15 protein-coding genes and 1 pseudogene are annotated in these 21,088 nt (G+C 70.5%); 3 read left to right on the top strand and 13 right to left on the bottom strand.

What is annotated here, in order from left to right:
• Positions 1–45: 45 nt before the first annotated feature.
• The 6 genes from AB0H78_RS31090 to AB0H78_RS31065 all read right to left on the bottom strand — a co-directional run bounded on the left by AB0H78_RS31090 (position 46) and on the right by AB0H78_RS31065 (position 9,465).
• Positions 46–2,457, bottom strand: coding sequence for a galactose oxidase-like domain-containing protein (locus AB0H78_RS31090; RefSeq protein WP_363238006.1), 2,412 nt, complete (start codon positions 2,455–2,457; stop codon positions 46–48).
• Positions 2,454–3,632, bottom strand: a complete 1,179-nt coding sequence (locus AB0H78_RS31085; RefSeq protein ID WP_363238141.1) for a glycosyltransferase family 2 protein — start codon at positions 3,630–3,632, stop codon at positions 2,454–2,456. The genes AB0H78_RS31090 and AB0H78_RS31085 overlap by 4 nt, the downstream gene beginning before the upstream one ends.
• Before the next feature lie 11 nt (positions 3,633–3,643).
• Positions 3,644–5,197: a glycosyltransferase family 39 protein gene (locus AB0H78_RS31080; protein WP_363238140.1), complete on the bottom strand. Its 1,554-nt coding sequence runs from the start codon at positions 5,195–5,197 to the stop codon at positions 3,644–3,646.
• 113 nt (positions 5,198–5,310) lie between these two features.
• Positions 5,311–6,585: a glycosyltransferase family 2 protein gene (locus AB0H78_RS31075; RefSeq protein WP_363238005.1), complete on the bottom strand. Its 1,275-nt coding sequence runs from the start codon at positions 6,583–6,585 to the stop codon at positions 5,311–5,313.
• A gap of 196 nt (positions 6,586–6,781) precedes the next feature.
• Entirely contained in the window at positions 6,782–8,794 is a 2,013-nt protein-coding gene (locus AB0H78_RS31070) for a thioredoxin domain-containing protein (protein ID WP_363238004.1), read from the bottom strand.
• A gap of 92 nt (positions 8,795–8,886) precedes the next feature.
• Positions 8,887–9,465 (bottom strand): CGNR zinc finger domain-containing protein, encoded by a 579-nt coding sequence (locus tag AB0H78_RS31065; RefSeq protein WP_363238003.1) that lies wholly within the window; start codon positions 9,463–9,465, stop codon positions 8,887–8,889.
• A 111-nt stretch (positions 9,466–9,576) separates the two neighbouring features.
• Here AB0H78_RS31065 and AB0H78_RS31060 point away from each other — a divergent pair, with 111 nt between their 5' ends.
• Positions 9,577–10,770, top strand: coding sequence for an MFS transporter (locus AB0H78_RS31060; RefSeq protein ID WP_363238002.1), 1,194 nt, complete (start codon positions 9,577–9,579; stop codon positions 10,768–10,770).
• 21 nt (positions 10,771–10,791) lie between these two features.
• On the opposite strand, the gene AB0H78_RS31055 is transcribed toward AB0H78_RS31060, so the two are convergent.
• Positions 10,792–11,643: a PRD domain-containing protein gene (locus tag AB0H78_RS31055; protein WP_363238001.1), complete on the bottom strand. Its 852-nt coding sequence runs from the start codon at positions 11,641–11,643 to the stop codon at positions 10,792–10,794.
• Positions 11,644–11,782: 139 nt separating this feature from the next.
• A complete protein-coding gene (locus AB0H78_RS31050; protein ID WP_363238000.1) occupies positions 11,783–13,897 on the bottom strand; it encodes a glucose PTS transporter subunit IIA in 2,115 nt (704 codons plus the stop codon).
• A gap of 308 nt (positions 13,898–14,205) precedes the next feature.
• Here AB0H78_RS31050 and AB0H78_RS31045 point away from each other — a divergent pair, with 308 nt between their 5' ends.
• Complete coding sequence (locus tag AB0H78_RS31045) at positions 14,206–14,784, top strand: anthrone oxygenase family protein (protein ID WP_363237999.1); 579 nt, start codon at positions 14,206–14,208, stop codon at positions 14,782–14,784.
• Here the strand turns inward: AB0H78_RS31045 and AB0H78_RS31040 are convergent.
• The 3 genes and pseudogenes from AB0H78_RS31040 to AB0H78_RS31030 all read right to left on the bottom strand — a co-directional run.
• A complete protein-coding gene (locus AB0H78_RS31040) occupies positions 14,733–15,881 on the bottom strand; it encodes a uroporphyrinogen-III synthase (protein ID WP_363237998.1) in 1,149 nt (382 codons plus the stop codon). The two genes, AB0H78_RS31045 and AB0H78_RS31040, sit on opposite strands and share 52 nt — an antisense overlap.
• Before the next feature lie 74 nt (positions 15,882–15,955).
• Positions 15,956–17,296 carry a nitrate/nitrite transporter gene (locus AB0H78_RS31035; RefSeq protein WP_363238139.1) on the bottom strand — a complete coding sequence of 447 codons (1,341 nt, stop codon included), beginning with the start codon at positions 17,294–17,296 and terminating at the stop codon, positions 15,956–15,958.
• Positions 17,297–17,452: 156 nt separating this feature from the next.
• A pseudogene (locus tag AB0H78_RS31030) lies at positions 17,453–17,915 on the bottom strand (GNAT family N-acetyltransferase); the annotation flags it as partial.
• Positions 17,916–18,121: 206 nt separating this feature from the next.
• Between AB0H78_RS31030 and def the strand changes: the two are divergent.
• Positions 18,122–18,793: a peptide deformylase gene (gene def / locus AB0H78_RS31025; protein WP_363237997.1), complete on the top strand. Its 672-nt coding sequence runs from the start codon at positions 18,122–18,124 to the stop codon at positions 18,791–18,793.
• On the opposite strand, the gene AB0H78_RS31020 is transcribed toward def, so the two are convergent.
• Both AB0H78_RS31020 and AB0H78_RS31015 read right to left on the bottom strand, forming a co-directional pair.
• Complete coding sequence (locus tag AB0H78_RS31020; protein ID WP_363237996.1) at positions 18,790–19,608, bottom strand: pentapeptide repeat-containing protein; 819 nt, start codon at positions 19,606–19,608, stop codon at positions 18,790–18,792. The two genes, def and AB0H78_RS31020, sit on opposite strands and share 4 nt — an antisense overlap.
• Positions 19,609–19,638: 30 nt before the next feature.
• Positions 19,639–21,042: a hypothetical protein gene (locus AB0H78_RS31015; protein WP_363237995.1), complete on the bottom strand. Its 1,404-nt coding sequence runs from the start codon at positions 21,040–21,042 to the stop codon at positions 19,639–19,641.
• Between the last annotated feature and the right edge of the window lie 46 nt (positions 21,043–21,088).

Genomic DNA, 21,088 nt, shown 5'->3' with positions numbered 1-21,088 from the left:
CGGAGGGGGCCATGACGGGCCCCCTCCGGCGATCGGACCGCGAGGTCACGTGCGGCAGGCGACTCCGTTTCCGTCCGGGTCCAGGTGGAGCGGGTCGTCCCCGTTGACCCGCAGGCGGCCGTATCCGTGCGACGTCAGCCACGCACAGCGCGACGCGGTCGTCCGCTTCACCGTCGCCGGGAACACCGTCGGGACGCACACGTTCACCGTCCCGTAGTGCCGGTCACAGCCCGAGATCGTCGTCGACACCGGCGCCGAAGTCCGCTTCTTCGAAGGGGACTTCGGGGAAGCGGCCAGGTCCCCCGCGAAGGAGTGGACGTGTGCCGCCGAGGCCGTCGCGTCCAGCGCCGTCGGGCCCCCCAGGTGCACCCACTGCGCCACCGAGGGAATCCCGTTCGCGTCCACCCCGAAGAGCATGTACCAGCCGGGCGGCGCCATGTTCGGGTTGCTCGTGACGTTCAGGTCGATCGTCTTGTTGTTGATCACCGACATCGGGAGGTCGACGAACCGCTGGTTCGGGTCCGAGGAGTGGGTGACCGCCGCAGGCCGGATCAGCTCCGCCTTCGCGATCGGGCGGTCCACGGTGATGCGCTGCGTATCGCCGTACTTCCACTGGGAGTTGATCACCGAGGTGATCGACGGACGCGCGCCCTTGAGCAGGTACGGGGGCGTGTAGATCGACACGTTGTGGTTCCACGTGCCGTTGCCCGGGTTGTCACCCGTCGACATCACCCGGCCGTCCGGGAGCAGGAAGGAGGACGAGTGGTACGTCCGCTTCTGGGGGTCCGGCGCCATCGGGGTGAACTGGTTCGTCGTCGGGGAGAACATCGACGCCTCGTAGACCGGGTCGGCCCGGTCGTGCAGACCGCCGCCCGTCTCGAAGACATTGCCGTCCGGCAGCAGTACCGCCGAGACGTACATCTTGCCCTGCGCACCCGTCTCCGGCTTCGCGCCCGTCCCCTGGTCGACCGTGCCCTGCGGCAGCAACGGGCCTGCCTTGTACGTGGGGTTGGCGGCCTTGAGGTCGATGATGTCGGTGAGGCGGTTGCCCTCCGGGTTGTTGTTGACGTTGCCGCCGCCCATCGTCAGGACCCGCTGGTCCTGCGCCGGGGGCAGCAGCACGCTCGCCGACTGGTCGCGCTGGTCCTTGTTCTGCAGACCGGGGACATCCGTGATCGTGTTCGCGTCGTAGTCGTAGACCGACGCACCCGACCCCGGGGTCCCGTCGCCGAAGACATGACTGCCGCTGTAGAAGAGCCGGCCGTCCTGCATCAGGACCATCGAGGGGTAGAGGCCCCAGTACGACCAGGTCTGGTTGACCTGGTTCATCGGCAGCCACTTGTTCTGCGCCGCCGAGAACTTCTCCGCCGTCACCGAACCCGTCGAGTCCTCGCGCAGACCGCCGAAGGAGACGACGTCGCCGCTGCCCAGCACGGTCGCCGACGGGTACCAGTGGCCGTCGTTCATGTCGTTGGTCCGGGTGTACGTCTCGGTGGCCGGGTCGAAGAGGTACGAGTCCTTCAGGCCCTCGTAGCCCACCTTCCCGTCCGCCGTCGGGTACGCCTTGTTGCCGCTCATCACCAGCACCCGGCCGTCGGCCAGCTGCACATGGCCCGAGCAGAACATGTCCGCGGGCGTCGGGATCGACTTGTACGTGCCCTTGACCGGGTCGTACACCGCCGAGGTGAACGTGCCCGCCGCGAAGGCCGCCTGGTCGTTGCCCGAGCCCGCGATCAGCAGGACCTTGCCGTTCTTCAGGACGACGGAGTGCATCGAGCGGACCGGGTTCTGCGTCGGCAGGACGCTCCACTTGCCCTTGGCGCACTCCTGCGCCGTGCCCGAGCAGACCGGGTCGACCGGCGGCGGGGTGACCTCCGCCATCGCGTAGTCGTCGGTGGTGACCGAGCCGGTTCCGTAGACGGAGACGCCCCAGGTGATGCGGTCCGTCCCGGCGGGAACCGCCGGGGTGCGGACCGAGGCCTGCGCGTAACCCGCGCTCAGATCAAGGGTCTTGAGGTCGGTCCAGTACTGCCAGCCGGCCGTCGCGTCGTGCCGGAAGAGCGTGATGGAGGCATCGGGCGTCGTCGACTTGTACCAGAGCGAGAGGTCGTACTGGCTGTCCGGCGTCACCGTGGGCGCGCAGGCCGCGCTCTCCGTGATCAGCACCTTGCGGTCGCCGTCGACGCGGCGCGTGACGTTCACCTTCATCGCCTTCGACCCGGCGTGCGCGTCGGTGGTCGTGGCGATCGTGAAGTCGTTGTTTCCCCAGCCCGACTTCTCCCAGCACTGCGGCATCCCGTCCGTACCGGCCGTCTCGAAGCCGGGGTTGGAGATGAGATTGGCCGCCGACGCGGGGGCCTGTGCGGCGGCCAGCAGGGCGCCTGTCATCGCCCCGATCGCCACCATGGCGGATATGCGGGCGCGACGCGTGCGGTTGGTGCGGCTCGTACGTCTCATGCGACCTTCCTGTCTCTGGACTTGCGCATGCGATTGCGGCGCGGCAGATAGACCAGCGCCTCCGTCCCCGCGAACCGCAGTACGAACGTCAGCAGCAGCGCCGCCACCGTCGCGGTCAGCACTCCCATCCCCAACTCGCCCACGAACAGGGCGATCAGCGGAATCCGCAGCACCAGATCGGCATTGGCGATCAGCGCGAACCGGCCGGCCCGGTCCGCCCAGTGCCGGTGACCGCGCCGCGAGCGGAAGAGCAGCGGTTCGATGAGGAGAAAGTTCCAGGCGACGCCCGCCTGGTTGGCGAGCACCTCGGCCGGGAGGTAGTGCATCCCCGCCCGGTCGAGGGTGTGCAGGGCCAGGAGGTTCGGAACGAAGCCGGAGAGCCCGATCAGACCGAAGGCCAGCATCCGGGCGATCGGTGAGGCCGTACGCAGCTCGAGAAGATGGCGCAGGAAGCGCATCCCCTCCTTCGCGGAGGACTTGGACTCGCCCGCGAACCGGTCCTGGAAGACGAACGGCACCTCGGTGACGTTCGCGGGGCGGCAGCGCACCGCCAGCTCCAGCAGGATCTTGTAGCCCAGCGGCTTCAGCGCGTCCGCGCCGTCCTCCGCCGTCGTCACCACGCTGCGGCGTATCGCGAAGAAGCCGCTCATCGGGTCGGAGATCCCGCGCAGCCGGCGCGGGAAGAGCGCCTTGGTCAGCCAGGTCGCGCCGCGCGAGACGGCGACACGATAGCCGCCGGCCAGACCTGCGCGGCTGCCGCCCGCGATGTAGCGGGAGGCCACGACCAGGCCCGCGTTGGTGCGTTCGCCCGCCGCGACGAGCTCCGGGACGAGCGCGGGCGGGTGCTGGAGGTCGGCGTCCATGACGACCACCCAGTCGGAGCCTGCCGTACGGAGCCCTTCGACGACCGCGCCGCCCAGGCCGCCGACCGGCTCGTCGCGATGGATGACGGTGACCGGGAAGGGGCAGTCCTGGGCCGCGGCCGCGACGACCGCCGGGGTGTCGTCGGTGGAGTCGTCGACGAAGACGACCTCGCAGGGCAGCCGGGAGGGCACCGACTCGGTGAGCTGCCTCAGCAACTCCCGCACATTTCCCGCCTCGTTGAAGGTCGGGATGATGATCGTGACCGCGCCGGGCTCGGGGACTTCGGCGGCTTCGACGACCGGGTCGTCCATCGGCGAGATGCTCAACGCGCGCCTCCAGCGATCTTCCGGATCTCGACCCGGTCCTCACCGGTGCCGAACGTGGCGACCACCGTCGAGTGCTCAAGTGCGGCCCGGACATTGGGCAGATCGCGGGCGTCGCGCCGGACCGTCGGCGAGGCGACGACATAGTCGAGGTCGCGGTAGCCGTGCGGCATGGTCTTGGTGACGGCGGGGTCGAGGTCCGCCTTGTAGAACCAGATCGCTCCCAGACCCGGCTCGTACCCGGCGTGCACCAGGTCCAGCCAGAGTGCGTCGTCGACCAGGGCGCGGGTCGTGCCCGGGTCCTTCACCTGGGTCTTCATCCAGAGCGCGGCCTCACGGTAGGGGGCGTTGGCGTCGACGGTGAGGGCGTCGTGGTTGCCGTCGTACCAGCGCGGGGCGACGTACGCGACAGCCGAGACGGCGAGCAGGGCGGCCACGGTCCAGCGGGCGGCCATCGGAATCCGCGGACGCTCCCGCTCCGGGTCGATTCCCTTGCGCAGTACGGCATGCGAGATGCTCGCCGCGCCGCCCGCCAGCACCAGGGCCAGGAAGGGGAGCGCCTGGATGACGTACATCGCGGGAAGGTAGCCGCTGGGGCGTATGGCGACGACCGCGAGGATCGCCACCACCAGGGCCGGGCCCGCGAGCGCCCGCGCGGTGATCGACCAGCGCAGAGTGGCCAGGAGCAGCAGCGCGCCTGCCAGGCCGCCGAGGGGCAGCACCCGGTCGTAGTACAGCCAGGACTGGAAGACGCCGTGCGAGCCCGATGCGCTGTTGAAGATCGAGCCCGATCCGGGGCGGCTCATCTGGTACGAGATGCCGTCGATCAGCGACACATGCCCGGAGCCGGGGAGCAGTTCGTTGTTGAGCAGGGCGTAGAGCGGATAGGCGAGCCCTATCAGCACGCAGGCGGTGACCGCGCCGGTGACCGCGTACTTGCGGGTGTCGCGGTGGCTGTGGCGCCACATCGTGACGAGGAGGGCGGGCAGGACGAGCAGCATCGTTTCTTTGGAGAGGACCGAGGCCGCGCCCGCGACGCCCGCCGCGAAGTGGTGCCAGAGATGGCGGTTGGGCGATGCGGCCAGGCAGAAGGCGAGCAGCATCCACATCACGGCGATGTTGTCGAGGAAGATCTCGCGCTGCAGGACCACGGAGAGCGGGGAGAGGCCGAAGAGCGCCATCGCCAGGGCCGAGGCCCAACGCGGCAGGAACAGCCGGCGCGCCAGGATGTAGAGGAAGACGGCGCTCGCCGCGCTGACCGCGAGCATCGCGAAGCGCATCGTGGCCACGGTCATGTTGTCGGGCGAGAAGAGCGAGGGGATCCAGGTGAGGAACGCGATCTGGATCCAGCCGAGCGGCGGGTGGTCGTACCAGTAGGTGTAGTGCCCGAGGCCGCGGCCCTGCTGGACCGCCCAGGCCTGTGCGAGGTACGTGCCCTCGTCGTCGCTGAGCGAGGGGAAGCGGGTGATGTTCCAGCCCTGGACGGTCAGGATCACCGTCAACAGCCCTGCGCAGAGCGCGAGATCGGGGCGCGAGCGGCGGAAGCGGACCACGGGGCGCGGCTCGTGCGCCGGCCGGTCGACGGTGCGGCGGTCGCGCTGGACGGGGATCGTCGCGGCCGGAGGAGCGGGGGTGGCGGTCGGCGTCGGGTTGGGTGCAAGGGAGGTCACTGGTGGACGTCCTCTCGGATGCTGTCAGCGGCACCGGAAAGGTGCGCGCCGGTGTGGCTGGTCAGCTCCCACTCGGTGCGGCCCCGCTGCTCACGCCAGACCGCGCGGATCGCCGCGCCGGCGAGGAGCACCTGGTAGAAGGGGCCGCCGACGATGAGCTTGAGGTAGTGGACGAGGCGGACGCGCAGCCCGTACTGCGTGCCGAAGTCGTGCAGGCCGACGACCTCGAAGACGAAGGTCACCATCGCGGTGATCAGCGGCAGGAAGGTGATGACCGCTATACCGACGGGCACGTCGAGGAAGAGCGCCACGGCGATGTTGAACGGGATGACGATGCCGGTGAACGCCTGCAGGAACGGTGTGGCCAGGGTGTAGCGGGCCAGCAACCGCTGCCGCCAGGTGGGCAGTTGCTTCCAGTCCTTCTTGCGGTAGACCTGGAGGAAGCCCTGGTTCCAGCGGGTGCGCTGCTTGAGGAGCGAGAGCAGGGTGCCGGGTGTCTCCTCGCGGGTGACCATGTCGGCGTCGTACGCGACGACGACCTTCTTGCCCACGGAGGAGAGCCGCACCCCCAGGTCGCAGTCCTCGGCGAGGCACTCGGGGTCCCAGCCTTCGGCGGCGCGCAGCACATCGGTCCGTACGAACACGGTGTTGCCGCCGAGCGGGATGAAACCTTTCGCCGCGTGCAGGTGGAGGCGGGAGCGGAACCAGAAGAAGTACTCCAGGCAGTTGCGCAGGGCGTACCAACTGGAGTGGAAGTTGATGAGCTGGACGCCGCCCTGGACCACGTCGGCGCCGGTCGAGACGAAGGCGTGGTCGACGTGGGCGAGCAGCTCGGGGTGGACCTGGTCCTCGGCGTCGAAGACCCCGACCACATCGCCGCGGCAGTGCGGCAGCGCGGTGTTGAGGGCCTTGGGCTTGTTCTTCTTCTCGTGGGTGTCGACGACGACGCGGACCCGGAGCGGGTCGTGGGCCGCCATGCGCTCGGCGACGGCCGCGGTCTCCGGGTCGTCGTGGCCGACGATGACGATGACCTCGAAGTTCTGGTGGCTGGACTCCAGGAGCCGCTCGATGGTGCGCTGCAGCACCAACTGCTCGTGCCGGGCGGGCAGAAGCAGCGAGAACGACAGCCCCGACGTGTCCGTCGGAGCGTCGAAGCGGGTGGCGGCGAGCGTCTCGGGCGTACGCCAGGCGTGCATCTGCCACCAGAGCGTGAAGCCCGCCATCCCGAACAGCGCCAGTGAAACGGCAGCAACGAACAACGACAACACCACAGGTCGGTCCCCCCTTGAGCAGGGGTGGCACGAGGCGGCTCACGACAGGCCCCCCTTGGCCGCCGGTGCCCCAGCTATCCCCTGATTCCCCCGCACGCACTCCCCAGTGCGTGCGTCACTCTGTACTCAACTGTGCAGAGAATATAGGGAACAGGTGAAGACCAGTACACCCGCTGGGAGAACCCTGTGTTTCGTGCTACTCGCCCGAAAGCTGTCGTACCAGGTCATCGGGGTGGCGCACCGGGGTCGAACAGACAAAGTTCCGACATACGTACGCCGCTGCACCCTCATCGATCAACGGGCGCCCCACGAGCAACGGAAACTCCTCGCTGTCCGGCTCCCCCACGGCGACGACGGCCCCGGGCGCGGTCGACAGCAGTGCGGTGCGGTGCAACTCCCGCCTCCCCGCGTCCCCTTCGGCCCCGACGACCGCGACCTCGCGCGGCCCGTCGAGCGCGGCCTCCGCGGCGGCCAGACCCCAGCCGATGAAGCGCGGAGCGCGCGGCCCGAGCGCCTTGACGACGCCCAACGCCCTTTCGGCCGCGGTGCGATGGGCCTCGGATCCGGTGTGGGCCGCGTACGAGAGAAGGGCGTTCGCGGCGGCGGTCCACCCGGAAGGGGTGGCGTTGTCGGTCGGGTCCTGCGGGCGGCGGATCAGCTTCTCGGCGTCGTGGGCGGTGTCGTACAGGGTCCCGTTCTCGCCCACGAACTGGTCGATGACAAGATCGAGCAGGAACCCGGCGAACTCCAGCCAGACCCCCTCGCCGGTGACCGAGGCCAGCGCGAGGAAGCCTTCGGCGACATCGGCGTAGTCCTCCAACACACCGGCGTTGGCGCCGACTTGGCCGTCCTTGGACGTACGGGAGATGCGCGCACCGGCGTCCATGTGCAGCCGTACGAGAAGATCGGCGGCCTCCGTGGCGCGCTCGATGAGATCGGGCCGCTCGAAGTACGCCCCCACCTCGGCGAGCGCGGCGATCGCGAGCCCGTTCCAGGCGGCGACGACCTTGTCGTCGCGCCCGGGGGCGGGACGCAGGGCCCGGGCGGCGAGGAGCTTGGCGCGTACGTCGGCGCCCACTTCCTCCCCCGGCAGCTGGAGCACCGACGCACCCTCCTCGAAGGTGCCTTCCTCGGTGACCCCGAAGAGCCCGGCGGCCCGCTCGCCCTCCTCCTCGCCGAGGACCTCGCGCAGCTGCGCGGGCGTCCAGACGTAGAAGGCACCTTCGACGTTCTTCCCGGTCCCGTCATCGCTGTCGGCATCCAGCGCGGAGGCGAACCCACCCTCGGCCGTGCGCAGTTCGGTCGCGATGAAGTCGGCGGTCTCCAGGGCGACGCGGCGGGCGAGGTCGGATCCCGTGGTGCGCCAGAGGTGGGCGTAGACGCGGCAGAGCAGCGCATTGTCGTAGAGCATCTTCTCGAAGTGCGGCACGACCCACTCGCGGTCCACGGAGTACCGCGCGAACCCGCCCCCGAGCTGGTCGTACATCCCGCCGCGCGCCATCGCCTCACAGGTGTCGGCGGCCATCTGCAGCGCGCCTTCGGAGCCGGTCCGCGCGTAGTGCCGCAGCAGGAACTCCACCGCCATCGACGGCGGGAACTTGGGCGCACCGCCGAACCCGGCGCTCTTCGCGTCGTACTCGCGCGTCAGCCCGAGCAGCGCCTGCGCGAGGTCCTCCTCGCCGGGCATCTCCGGGGAGTCGTAGGCCAGGGAGCGCGCCGCCAGGTCCTGCACGATCTTCCCCGCGACCTCGTCGACCTCGCCGCGGCGGTCGGTCCAGGCGGAGTTCACGCCTTCCAGGACCTGCCGGAAGGAGGGCATGCCGTGGCGGGGCGCGGGCGGGAAGTACGTACCGAAGTAGAAGGGCTGCGCGTCCGGGGTGAGGAATACGGTCATCGGCCAGCCGCCCTGGCCCGTGGCGGCCTGGACGGCCTCCATGTAGACGGCGTCGACGTCGGGGCGCTCCTCGCGGTCGACCTTGACGGCGACGAAGTGCTCGTTGGTGTACGCGGCGGTGATCTGGTCCTCGAAGGACTCGTGGGCCATCACATGACACCAGTGGCAGCTCGAATACCCGACGCTCAGCAGCACCGGCACCCCACGCCGCCGCGCCTCCTCGAAGGCTTCGGGCGACCAAGGCCACCAGTCCACCGGGTTGTCGGCGTGCTGGAGGAGATAGGGGGACGTCTCGTGTGCGAGTCGGTTGGGCATGCCCCCATCCTGGCGCACCCGGCGGGGCTCCAACCATCCGCCACGGGGTGCGCACGAACGAGCGTACGGGCGTCCGCGCGAAGGAACGGCCCCTATCCGTCTCCCTGGGACGCTTTGCGCGCCCGGAAGGCCGCCGCCTTGACCCGGCTCCGGCAGGCGGTGGAGCAGAAGTGGCGGACCGCGTTGCGGGACGCGTCCACGTACACGCGGTCGCAGAGCGGGGCCGTGCAGACGCCGAGGCGTCCGGCGAGGTCGCTGCCGATCGCCAGTGCCAGGGCGGTGGCACACCCGGCGCTCCAGCCCACGGAGAGGCTGTCGTCGGAGCCGTGGAAGTGGACCTGCCAGGGCTCGCCGTCGACGCGGTCGAGCTGAGGGCGGGCGCCGGCGGTGCCCATCAGGACGTTCACCAGCCGGGCCGCCTGATCGATGTGGCCGCTGTCGACGGCCTCGAACACCGCCCGCATCTGCTGGGCGGTGCGCGCGAGATAGGCGGCGTGACCCGGTTCGACGGTGGAGCGATGCGACGAGAGCGGCAGTGCCTCGTGGACCGCTTGCGGGAGCCGGTCCCCGTGCGGGGCGGTGTACGGACGGCCCTGCCGGGTGCCGTCGGTCAGCGTATTCACGAGGGAGACGGCCGCATCGAGCAGCGTCACCACGTGACCATCGAACATCACTTGACCGGTCACCCCTTCGACCTCTAGCGTGCATGCGCAACCGACGATACCTGTTTCGCCGGTCACGCACGAGGGGGCTTCATGGGGTCTGCGCAGGACGGAAGACACGTGCCGCGCACGGTGCGCCTGCTGATCGTGGCGCGGGCGGTGAACCGGCTGGGGGCGTTCTCCCTGTCGTTCCTCACCGTGCTGATCACGACGAGCTTCGGTGCCAGTACCGTCGTCGCCGGGTACATCAGCGCAGCTTTCGGGCTGGCCACGATTCCTTCGCGCCTGGCCGGTGGCCGCCTGGCCGACCGTATCGGCCGACGGCGCACGATCGTGGTCGGGCTGACCGGGTGCGCGGTGGCGCAAGGAGGCCTCGCCATGTCCGACGGACTGGTGCCGGCAGCCTGCTTCGCGGTGTTGATGGGGTTGGCCTTCGAGATCTACGAGCCGCCCAGCCAGGCGATGATCGCGGATGTCGTGGCGCCGGGTGAACAGGTCCGCGCCTATGGCCTGTTGAACGCGGCCCTGGCCGTAGCCGGTATGGGTGCGGGGCTTCTGGCAGCCGGGTTGGGGCGCTGGGACCTGCGCTGGCTGTTCGTGGTCGATGCCCTCACCTGCCTGCTCTGCGCGCTGACCGTGCACCTTGTCCTGCCCGCGGACCACCGCACCACGACAGCGGCGACCCGGCAGGCGACCACCGTCGCCCCCTGGCGGGATCGCTCCTTGCTCGTGATGCTCGCGGCAGGGACGCTGTTCGCGGTGGTCTATCTCCAGATCATGATCGCGCTGCCGCTGTCCCTGGAACTGCGCGGACTGCAACCGGCCGACGCCGGACTGCTGTTCACCACGTCCGCCCTCACCATCACCGCCGGGCAGCCATTGCTGCGGCTCACCCGACTCGCCGCACTCCCGGCACCTGCCGCCTTCGCCGGCGGCTATCTCCTGCTGGCCCTCGGCCTTGCCGGATACGCGCTCGCTCACGACCTGGCCGGATACATCGCGGCGACCGTCGTATGGAGCGTGGGCGACCTGCTCCTCGTGGGCCGCGCGTACGCATTCGTGGCACGCCTGGCCCCTGCCGGCGGAAAGGGCCGATACCTGGCGGTCTATGGCACGAGCTGGGGCATCGGCGGGATCGCCGCCCCGCTCGCCGGGACACAACTGCTCGAACACGCCGGAGCGGCCGGCCTCTGGTTCACGACGGCCTCCGCCTGCCTCGTCCTCGCGGTCCTGCACCCTGCCTGGCTCCGCACCGCCGACGACGGCCGCGAACGGGACGCGACGCCCGCCCAGGATCAGGCCGCCTGTCGGTGACCGACGCCATACGCCACGACCTCAGCCGGCGTCGGCGTCCGCCTCCATGGTCATGCGGGCCACATGGAGCGCCAGATAGGAGACCTCGTCCTCGCTCAGCTGCTGCCCCAGCCGCAGTTCGACGATCGTCGCCAGCCTGTGCGCGGTGCCGGTGGCCTCCGGATAGTGCTGGCGGATGCCCTTGCCGATCGTGGACTCATGACCCTTCAGCTGCTGGTGCTGCTGGATCCGCACGAAGAGATAGCGCACGTGGGTGATGAACCGCGCCGCGCTCAGGGACTCCTGGGCGACATCGAGGCGGTACTGCTCCCGTACGACGGCGAGCATCTGCTGGATGACGCCGGTCATCGTGTACGTGAACGACAGGTCGCCCGAAGCGAAGCCGGCATTGACCAGGTGCAGGGCGAGCGCGGTCGCCTCGGAGGGGTCGAGGCGCGGATCCAGGCGTTCGTTGATGGCGGCCAGCAGGCTCTGCGCCTGGGCGTACTCGGTGGCGTACAGGGCCTGCGTCTCGGCGCGCAGCGGGTACTCGACGACGATGCCCCGCTTCGCCCGGTCCAGTGCGCCGGCGACATGGTCGGCGACGGCGATGGCAAGGGTCGGGCGGGTGGAGTCGCGCCCCTCGACACCGACCTCCTCCAGGGCGATGACGACGGCTCGCAGGACTTCCTCGCCGATGAGGGCGAAGACCTCCGCCAGGTGATCGGGGTCGCGGCCGTCGGCCGGGACGAAGACGCGCACGATCAGCGCGGGGTCGATGGGCTTGCCCTGCTGGGAGCTGAAGCCGATGCCACGCCCGGTGAGAATGACCTCCTGGCCCTTCTCGTCGCGCGCGAGGACCACGTTGTTGTTGAGGACGCGTAGTGCCTCCACCGGCCCTCCTTCCCGTCCGTGGTCCGATTTCTGTCCGATGATCCCGTATCGTCCACCGTTCGCGCCCACCGCGCCGTGATCGACGCGGGGGCGCGCGCCCCGCAAGGGAACGCGCGCCCCATGTCGGAACGGCGGGTGATTACCGCTTTACGGTCACCACGGGGTCGCCCGCGGCGACGTCCTGCCCGGTGTGCGGCACGACCGACGTCAGGTCCGCGGTGTTGGTGACGGTCATCAGCGTGACGGTCGGGTGGCCCGCCGCGCGTACGGCGTCGAGGTCGACCTCCACCAGGAGATCGCCTGCGGCGACCTGCCGGCCGGACTCGACGCGTACGTCGAAGCCCGCCCCGTTCATCTGCACCGTGTCGATGCCGACGTGGACGAGCACCTCGATGCCGTCCGCCGTACGGATACCGAAGGCGTGGCCGGTGCCGACGACGGTCACCAGCTCACCGTCGACCGGGGCGACGACATGGCCGTCGGCCGGCTCGATGCCCACGCCCTCGCCGAGCGCACGGGAAGCGAAGACCGGGTCCCCGACCTCGTCGAGGCCGACCACACGGCCCGCGACCGGAGCGGCGAGCTCAAGGCCCACGCCGGTGGCGGTAGCGGTGGTGCCGGCCGGGGCGGCCTTCACCGTGGCGGAGCCCGCGGAAGCAGCAGCGGTGGCGCCGACGGCGACGAGCTCACGCTCGTCGGCCGGTACGGCCTCGGCGGCCTCGGCGGCCTCGCCACGGGTGGTGGCCTCGGAGGCATCGCGCTGGGCGTTGAACGCGGCGCGCTCCTCGGGGGTGCGGAAGTCGGAGAAGTACACGAGCGCCATCGAGGTGAAGAAGGCGGCCGTGATCGCGATCACGTAGGTGGCCGCCGGGGAGAAGACCGGGATGGTCAGCAGCGAGGTGAAGGCGAAGGCCTTCGTGTCCACGCCGCCCAGGACGCCCACGAGCACGCCGCCCACGAGGCAGCCCACGAGCATGCGCGGATAGATCCGCTTGAAGCGCAGGTGGATGCCGTACAGCGAAGGCTCGGAGATACCGCCGAACAGGCCTGCGGCCAGGGCGCCGGTCGCGGTCTGGCGCATCTCCTTTTCGCGGTGGCGGACCGAGAGCAGCAGCACACCGGCGGTCGCGCCGAAGCAGGCGAAGTTCCAGGCGCCCATGGGGCCCTGGATGAAGTCGTAGCCCAGGACGCTGATGTTCTGCAGCATGAGCGCGTTCAGCGGCCAGTGCAGGCCGAGCGGCACCAGGAAGGGGTAGATCAGCGGGATCATGATCGCGAAGACGATCGGCGCGTTGTTGTTCATCCAGGACAGACCCTCACCGAGGCCGTTGCCGGCCCAGACGCCCATCGGGCCGATGAGGAAGGCGGTGACCGGGATCATGATCAGCATGCTGAAGAACGGCACGAACACCATGTGCACGCTCTCGGGGAAGACGCGCTGCAGGCCCTTGTAGACCAGGGCGAGCAGGGCGACCATCAGCAGCGGCACGAAGACCTGGCCGCCGTAGTCGTTCAGCTGCATCGGCAGGCCGAAGACGTGCGCCACGCACTCCTGGGTGCCCAGGGTCGCGTTGGTGGTGCAGGTGATCCCGGGGATGCCGGAGTCCTTGTTGAGCATCCCGGTGAAGTTCGGGGTCATCACCGCGGCCATCACGGCCGCGCCCACCCACGGGTCGATCTTCAGCTTCTTGGCCGCGTTGTACGCGACGAAGATCGGCAGGAAGTAGAGCACCGAGCGCCACATGGCGTCGACGAACACCCAGGTCGCGGACTTGTCCGCGGCCCGGAAGTCGACGACGCCGAGCGCGTCGAGCACGGACGCGATGGCGATGATCAGCGAGGAGCCGAGCAGCACACCCATGAGCGGGCGGAACGAGTCCGAGAGGTACTCGAAGAAGTTGTCGACGAAGGCGAACTTTCCGCGGCTCTTGGCGCGCATCTCGGCCTTGACGTCGGCGTCGGACTTCGGCCGCGCCGTGCCTCCGGCCGTCATCGACGGCAGGTTCATGATCTCGGAGTAGACGCGCGCGACGGCGCCGCCGATCACGATCTGGAAGCGGTCACCGGACTGCGGAACGGTGCCCATGACGCCACCCAGGGCGTCGAGTGCGGCCTGGTCGACCTTCGCCCCGTCGTGGAGCTGGAAGCGCAGCCGCGTCGCACAGTGCGTGAGGCTCTCGATGTTCTCGGGTCCACCGACGCCACGAAGGATGTCCTCCGCCAGCGCGCCTGTTCCCTGTGCGGGTGTACTCATGATGCTTCCTTGCATCCGTGGGCTCTTGCCGTCCTACATGGGTTCGTGATCTCTCCCGTCCCGTCTCCGGGCAACAAAAAAGGCCCGGGCAGCGCCACTGGCGCTTCCCAGGCCTTGCCTCGCCCAGCGAAGACGGTGAGGTCCTCGGGGGAGTAACAACCCTGTGATCGGGATCGATCGGTCGATACCTTAACCCGCAGTTTTCAGGACCGCAACCAACCCCCCTCTCGCCGGCTCTGGACGCACGCGCATGGAGGTGAGCGCCTCGGCCATGTCGGGCGGCGCGGGCCGCCGCTTGAATTGCGTACATGACACAGACCACGCACACGGCACAGCGGCAGCACACCACCTCCGGCCTCGTCCTGGGGGCGGCGCTCGTCCTGACGGGGATCGTCGCGGGCATCTGGTACGCGTACTCGACCTCGGTGATGCTCGCGCTCGGCGACACCGGTGACCGGACCTTCATCGAGGTCATGCAGAAGATCAACGACCGCATCCAGAACCCGGTCTTCTTCCTCGCCTTCTTCGGGGCGCTGGTGCTCACCGGGATCTCGTACTGGCAGCTGCGGCGGACCGCCGCCCGGTGGTGGGTCCTTGCCGCGCTGGTCCTGTACGCGGTCGTCTTCCTCCTCACCTCGGGCGTGAACGTCCCCCTCAACGACCAGCTCGCCCAGGCCGGGAACCCGGCGCGGATCGCGGACCCGGCCGCCGTACGGGAGAAGTTCGAGGGCCCGTGGGTGGCCTGGAACCACGTGCGCGGCGTGCTCACCGTTGCGGCGGTCGGGTGCCTTGGGCGGGCGGTGTTCCTCCACGGCCGGTACGGGACCGGGCGGGCTCAGGAGTCCGCGTACTTCTCGTCCGCCGCCGGGTCCAACGCCAGCCGGTAGCCCCTCTTGACCACCGTCTGGATCAGCCGGGGCACGCCCAGGGCCGTCCGCAGCCGGGCCATCGCCGTCTCCACGGCGTGCTCGTCGCGGCCGGATCCAGGGAGCGCCTTCAGCAGGTCGGCGCGCGAGACGACCCAGCCGGGGCGGCGGGCGAGTGCGCGCAGCAGGGACATCCCCGCGGGCGGTACGGGGCGCAGGTCGTCGTCGACGCAGACCGCGTGGCCGCGGATCTGGACGCGGCGTCCCGCGACCGGCAACAGGCGGGCCCGGGCGGGGAGTTCGGCGCAGACGGCCTGCACCAGGGGGCCCAGGCGGAAGCGTTCGGGCTGGATCGTGTCGATGCCGGCCACCTGGAGTGGCAGGGCGGTGACCGGGCCCACGCAGACCGCGAGCACGTCATGGTGGAGGGCGGCCAGGAGCTCCTGCTCCAGGCCCCGTTCCTTCGCGCGGGCCAGCAGGGAGACCGCGGCGGGCGCGCTGGTGAAGGTCAGGGCGTCCAGGGAGCGGGAGACGGTCGCGTCGATGAGCCGGTCCAGTGGCGCTATGTCCTCGGGCGGCATCCACCGGTAGACCGGTACGGCCACCACTTCGGCGCCCCCGGCTTCGAGCGCCTCCACGAACCCCGGCAGCGGTTCCCCGTGCAGCTGGATCGCGACCCGCCGCCCCTCGACCCCCTCCGCGAGGAGCCGGTCCAGGACCTCGGCCATCGACTCGGAGGCCGGCGACCACTCCTCGGTGAGCCCCGCGGCCCGGATCGCGCCCTTGACCTTGGGCCCACGGGCGAGGAGTTCGACGCCGCGCAGTACGGAGAGGAGATCGGCACCGATCCCCCAGCCGTCGGCCGCCTCGACCCAGCCACGGAATCCGATGGCGGTCGTGGCGACCACGACATCAGGCGCCTGGCCGATCAACTCCTTCGTGGCATCGAGGAGTTCGGTGTCGTCGGCGAGCGGGACGATCCGCAGGGCGGGCGCGTGCAGCACGGCCGCGCCCCGCCGCTCGAGAAGCACCCCGAGCTCCTCGGCCCGGCGGGCGGCCGTGACTCCGACCGTGAATCCCGCCAGGGGCCGGGGCGGTGTGGACAGTTCGTCTCGCATGGTCGTGAGCGTGCCAAGGGCTCGTGACGGGTTCGGTTCGACGGTATTTCCTCGCTGTTACGACTGGCTGGAGCCTAGACCTTTGCGTAGCTGAGCTGCGGTGTCGCTGTTGCGGGGACCGGAGTGCGTGATCCGCGAAGGTATACCGCCCAGGTGACCGCGAAACACGCGGCGTAGAAGACGAGGAAGGAGACGAAGGCCGCGGTGCCGGTGCCGGCCGTCTGGAAGGACTGGCGGAAGGCGAGGTTGATCGCGAGACCGCCGAGCGCGCCGACCGCCCCGATGAGCCCCATCGACGCCCCCGAGAGCCTGCGCCCGTACACGGCCGCCTCCTCGCCCGTCATCCCCTGCGCCAGAGCCTTCGCGTGGAAGATCCCGGGGATCATCTTGAACGTCGACCCGTTGCCGAGCCCGCTCAGCACGAACAGCGCGATGAAGCCGACCAGGAAGATCCCGAGGGACTTCTGCACGGAGGCGTAGATGACGACCGCGGTGGCCGCCGACATCGCGGCGTAGGTCCACAGCGTGATCCGCGCCCCGCCGTGCCGGTCCGCGAGCAGGCCGCCGACCGGCCTGATCAGCGAGCCGAGGAGCGGGCCGATGAAGGTGAGGGACGCGGCCTGCAGCGGGGTGCGGCCGAACTGGGTCTGCAGGACCAGGCCGAAGGCGAAGCTGTAGCCGATGAAGGAGCCGAAGGTCCCCACGTACAGGAAGGACATGATCCAGGTGTGCCGGTCACGCGCGGCGTCCCAGGCCGCCCCGGTGTCGTTCTTGACGGTCGCGAGGTTGTCCATCCGCAGCGCCGCGCAGGCGGCCGCGACCACGATCAGCGGGATGTAGATCCCGAGCAGGAGGCGCGGGTGGGTGGCGCCCGCGGTGCCGATGACGAGGAGCCCGACCAGCTGGACGACGGGGACCCCGATGTTGCCGCCGCCCGCGTTCAGGCCGAGCGCCCAGCCCTTCTTGCGCAGCGGGAAGAAGGAGTTGATGTTGGTCATGGAGGAGGCGAAGTTGCCGCCGCCCACACCGGCGAGGGCCGCGACGACCATGAAGGTCGTGTACGAGGTCCCGGGCTTCATCACCGCGTACGCCGCGATCGTCGGGACCAGCAGCAGCAGCGCGCTGACGATCGTCCAGTTGCGGCCGCCGAAGCGTGCGACGGCGAAGGTGTACGGCACCCGGGCGATCGCGCCGACCAGCGTCGCCATCGAGATCAGGAAGAACTTCCCGGCCGGGTCGACCCCGTACTTCGGCCCCATGAACAGGACCATCACCGACCACAGGGTCCAGATGGAGAATCCGATGTGCTCGGACAGGACGGAGAGGAGCAGATTGCGCCGGGCGATCTTCTCCCCGCCCCCCTTCCAGAACGTCTCGTCCTCGGGGTCCCACTGTTCGATCCAGCGGCCACTCATCACGCCTCCACGGGGGGTGTCGTCGACTAGACAACCGACCGTAGGGACCTGGGGTTTCGCGTTCATGGCTGTACGTGACCGGGACGCAACCTTGCGCTCACGCGGGGACGGGCGGGGCGGTGAGGAGACCCGCGGCTCACGCGGCGACATCCCGCGCCTGATCGCGTTCGTGTTCTGCGCGGCCGTGTGCAGGAACGGGGTCTCGCCCCGGGACTCGATTCCGTACGCGACCGCGCGCACCAGCCGGGCGGCGAGGCCCTGCCCCCGGTACGCGCCGTCGGTGCACACCGCGCTGATCTCCGTCCAGCCCGGCGGGTGCGGGCGCTCGCCCGCCATCGCGACCAGCGCGCCTGCGCGCCGTATCCCGGGATACGTACCGAGCTCGACGGTGCGCTCCAGGAAGGGGCCGGACACCGTCGATGTTCATGACCAACTCCCAGCCAGGCGGCGGTGATTGGTCAAGCCCCGGCAGCGGGACGATCGCGTCCGGCCCGGCGAACCCGGACACGTCGACCGGGTAGCGCAGCACGCGGCCGCGCCGCTCGGCGAAGTGGGCGTGCGGGCCGGTCAGGGCGGCTCGGGCCGGGTTGTCCAGGGGGTGCGGCCGGGGGTGCGGCAGAGGTGCCACCGCGCCGCCGGTCCTGTCGCTGCCGTACGTCGTCTCTGGCACGGGCCTCGCTCCACGTCACCGGTCCGCCGGCAGATTCCGGCAGATCACCACCTCTGGCGGGCCTGGGCATTCCCGTTTCCCGGAGATGTTCATACGGCCGCAACGACGGGCGTCCGGCGTTGCCGCCCGGTGATCGTTCTTGGCATCCTGGTCCGATGCCACCTCCGCTGCCCACGCCTCCGCCCCCGCATCCGCCCCTGAGCGACCGCGTCGAGGAACTCCTCGCGGGCCCGCACCCGCTGCCGATCGTCGTGGCCGGAGACCCCGTACTGCGGCGTCCGGCCGAGCCCTACGACGGCCAGCTGTCGTCCGGCCAGTTGGAGCGGCTGATCGCGGCGATGCGCGCGACGATGCTCGCCGCACCGGGCGTCGGCCTGGCCGCGCCGCAGGTGGGCCTCGCGCTGCGGCTCGCCGTCATCGAGGACCCGGCGACGGTTCCCGACGAGCTGCGCACGGCGCGCGGCCGGGTGCCGCAGCCTTTCCGGGTACTGATCAACCCTGTGTACGAGGCCGTGGGCGCGGCCCGCGCCACGTTCTTCGAGGGCTGCCTGAGCGTGCCCGGATGGCAGGCGGTCGTGGCCCGCCACGAGCGGGTGAGGCTGCGCGCGCAGGATGAGGAGGGGCGCACTCTGGACGAGGTGTTCTCGGGGTGGCCCGCACGCATCGTGCAGCACGAGACGGACCACCTCGACGGCACGCTCTACCTCGACCGCGCGGAGCTGCGCTCGCTGTCCTCACAGCAGACGCTGGCCGAACGGTGGGCCCAGCCGACGCCCCGACTCGCCGCACGGGAACTGGGGTTCACGCTGCCGCCGGCCGCCGACTAGCCCCAGTGCGCGGGCCGCGACAGCGACTGCGACAGCCGGGTACTCGCGTCGCCCCGGGCCGCGTTGAGCTGCGGCTGGGTGAGGAAGAAGGCGCCGGTAAGGTCCGCCCCGGCGAGGTTCGCATCGCGCAGGTCGGCGCCGATGAGGTCGGCGAAGCGCAGGTCGGCACCGGAGAGGTCGGCGGCGATGAGGTAGGCGCCGCGGAGATCGGCCCCGCGCAGATCGGCCTTGCGGAGGCGGGCGCCCATGAGGTCGGCGCCACGGCGGGACTTCTTCTTGCCGGTTCCGCCGGCCTGGGTGCGGACGAGCTCGCTGGTGCGCAGGAGGAGGGCGTTGACCTTCTGGCGCTGGGCGGGGACATCGAGTGCGTCGAGTGCGGCGGGGCCGAGGAGGGTGAGCGCTTCGGTTTCGTCCCGTACGAGGCGGAGTTGGGGATGCACGGGCTTCGCCGGCTCCAGGGTCAGCGCCTCGGTGACGTAGAAGAGGAGCTCGTGGAGCTGGCGTACGACCGGGAAGACCCCGAACATCTGCTGCGCGGTGTCCGGGGCCTGGCGCCAGTCCTTGCCGCCGAAGGTGACCTGGGAGACCTTCTGGCCCGCGCCGAAGCAGTCGTACACCGTGCAGCCGGAGAAGCCCTTGTCGCGGAGGCGGGTGTGGATGCCGCAGCGGAAGTCCTGCTGGAGGTTGGTGCAGGGCTTCCCGGCGGGCTTGGTGACGGCGAAGTCGGCGGAGGCGGCGAAGGGGAGGGCCACGCAGCAGAGGCCGAAGCAGGCGGCGCAGTCGCCTTGGAGGGCGGGGGCGGGGGCTTCGGTCATGGTGCGGGGATCCTCTTTACCGGTCCGGACTCAGGGCTTGTCGAGGACAGTCTGCCGCAGGGCGCGGGCGGTCCGGGAAATGGCGTCATGGCCGATCCCGCCGTCGACGATCACGATCGATCCGAAGCTCCCGTCGTCGGCCCAGGAGCAGGTCGCCATCGGGTTGCCGAGCAGGTTCGCGTACGCCACACACTCCATCGAGCCGCCGTAGCGCCCGGGGTCCGCGCTCCAGTGGTCGCTGACGTCGAGGCCGGAGGCCTCCAGCCCGCGCCGCGCCTCCTCGACCATGTCCCCCGGCATCCCGTGGAAGTCACCCTTGGCTCCGGCGGTGTACACCGCGACCTTGTTCCGGTCCGCGTCGCCATAGACGTACGTGAAGGACTCGGCGTCCTGCGGCGCGTCCTCCGCCGTCTCCGTCCAGTCGAAGGCGGTGTCCAGCATCCCCTCCAGCGGCGACGCGTAGAGCCGGTCCATCCCCTGGAACTTCTCCGGCGGCGAGAGCGTGTAGTGCGGGTACTCGCGGCTGTGCGCGTACCCCCATGACACGCTGCCCGTCGCTGCCGCCAGAGCCACCACGAGGGCCGTCAGCGCCAAGGACTTCTCGCGCGTGGTGTGCGCCGTCACCGGCGGCAGCACCTCCGTGGCCGCCTCGTCCGGGGCGCTCGACTCCACTGCGCCCGGAGGCACTTCACGCATCGCGGCCCGCTCCCGAGCCCCCTTCAGCACCCGCCGCAGCACCAGCTTCGGCACCGACGCGAACAGTGCCGCGCACAACACCCACCACGGCAGGCGGAACGCCGGTACGGACAGCATGACGGCCGACTGGAGAGTCACCACCGCCACCACGTAACCGAACGGCGCCCGCACCATGGCCCGCAGCGCACCCCGCCCACGCGGGGACAGCGCCGTCAGCGTCTCGTCCAGTACGGCAAGGCGCGCGTCCAGCGGCCGGGCAGCGGCCAGTTCGCGTACGCGATCCCGCTCCTCGGCGCCCGCCTTGAGCGCGGCCTGCGCGTCGAACCTCTGCACGCGCTGCGGATGCGGCGCCTTGGGCGCCCCCGCGGCCTGCGGCGATCCCGGGCTCAGCTCCTGCAGCCGGGCGGCCGCCTCCATGCCACGGCGGCGGCGCCCCGGATACTCCATGGCGTCGGTGTTCGCGGCCAGTTCCGCGTACGCGGCCAACAGGTCGAGGTCGTCGGGGAAGGCTTCGAGCCCCTCCACGTACGCCGCCTCGGCCCGGCCGTCGTGATCGTCCTCGTCCTCCGCCGCATGGGCCCGGCCCAGGACCGCGTACAGACCGGCGGAAGACCCCTCCCCCGACATCCCGTCCCGCGCGGCCCGCCGGGCCTCCCCCAGCCGCCCCGCCCGCAGCAGCGCTCGCGCCTCCGCTTCCGCGCGCGCCGGTATGACCTCAGAGCTCTCGTCCTGCTGCATGTGCTGTTCGTCCCCACCCCTGGTGCAACCGCCGATCCCCTCGGCG

The sequence above is a fragment of the Streptomyces sp. NPDC050738 genome, assembly GCF_040654175.1.
In the GTDB taxonomy this organism is placed as follows: Bacteria; Actinomycetota; Actinomycetes; order Streptomycetales; family Streptomycetaceae; genus Streptomyces.
This window is presented reverse-complemented; position numbering and strand designations above follow the sequence as displayed.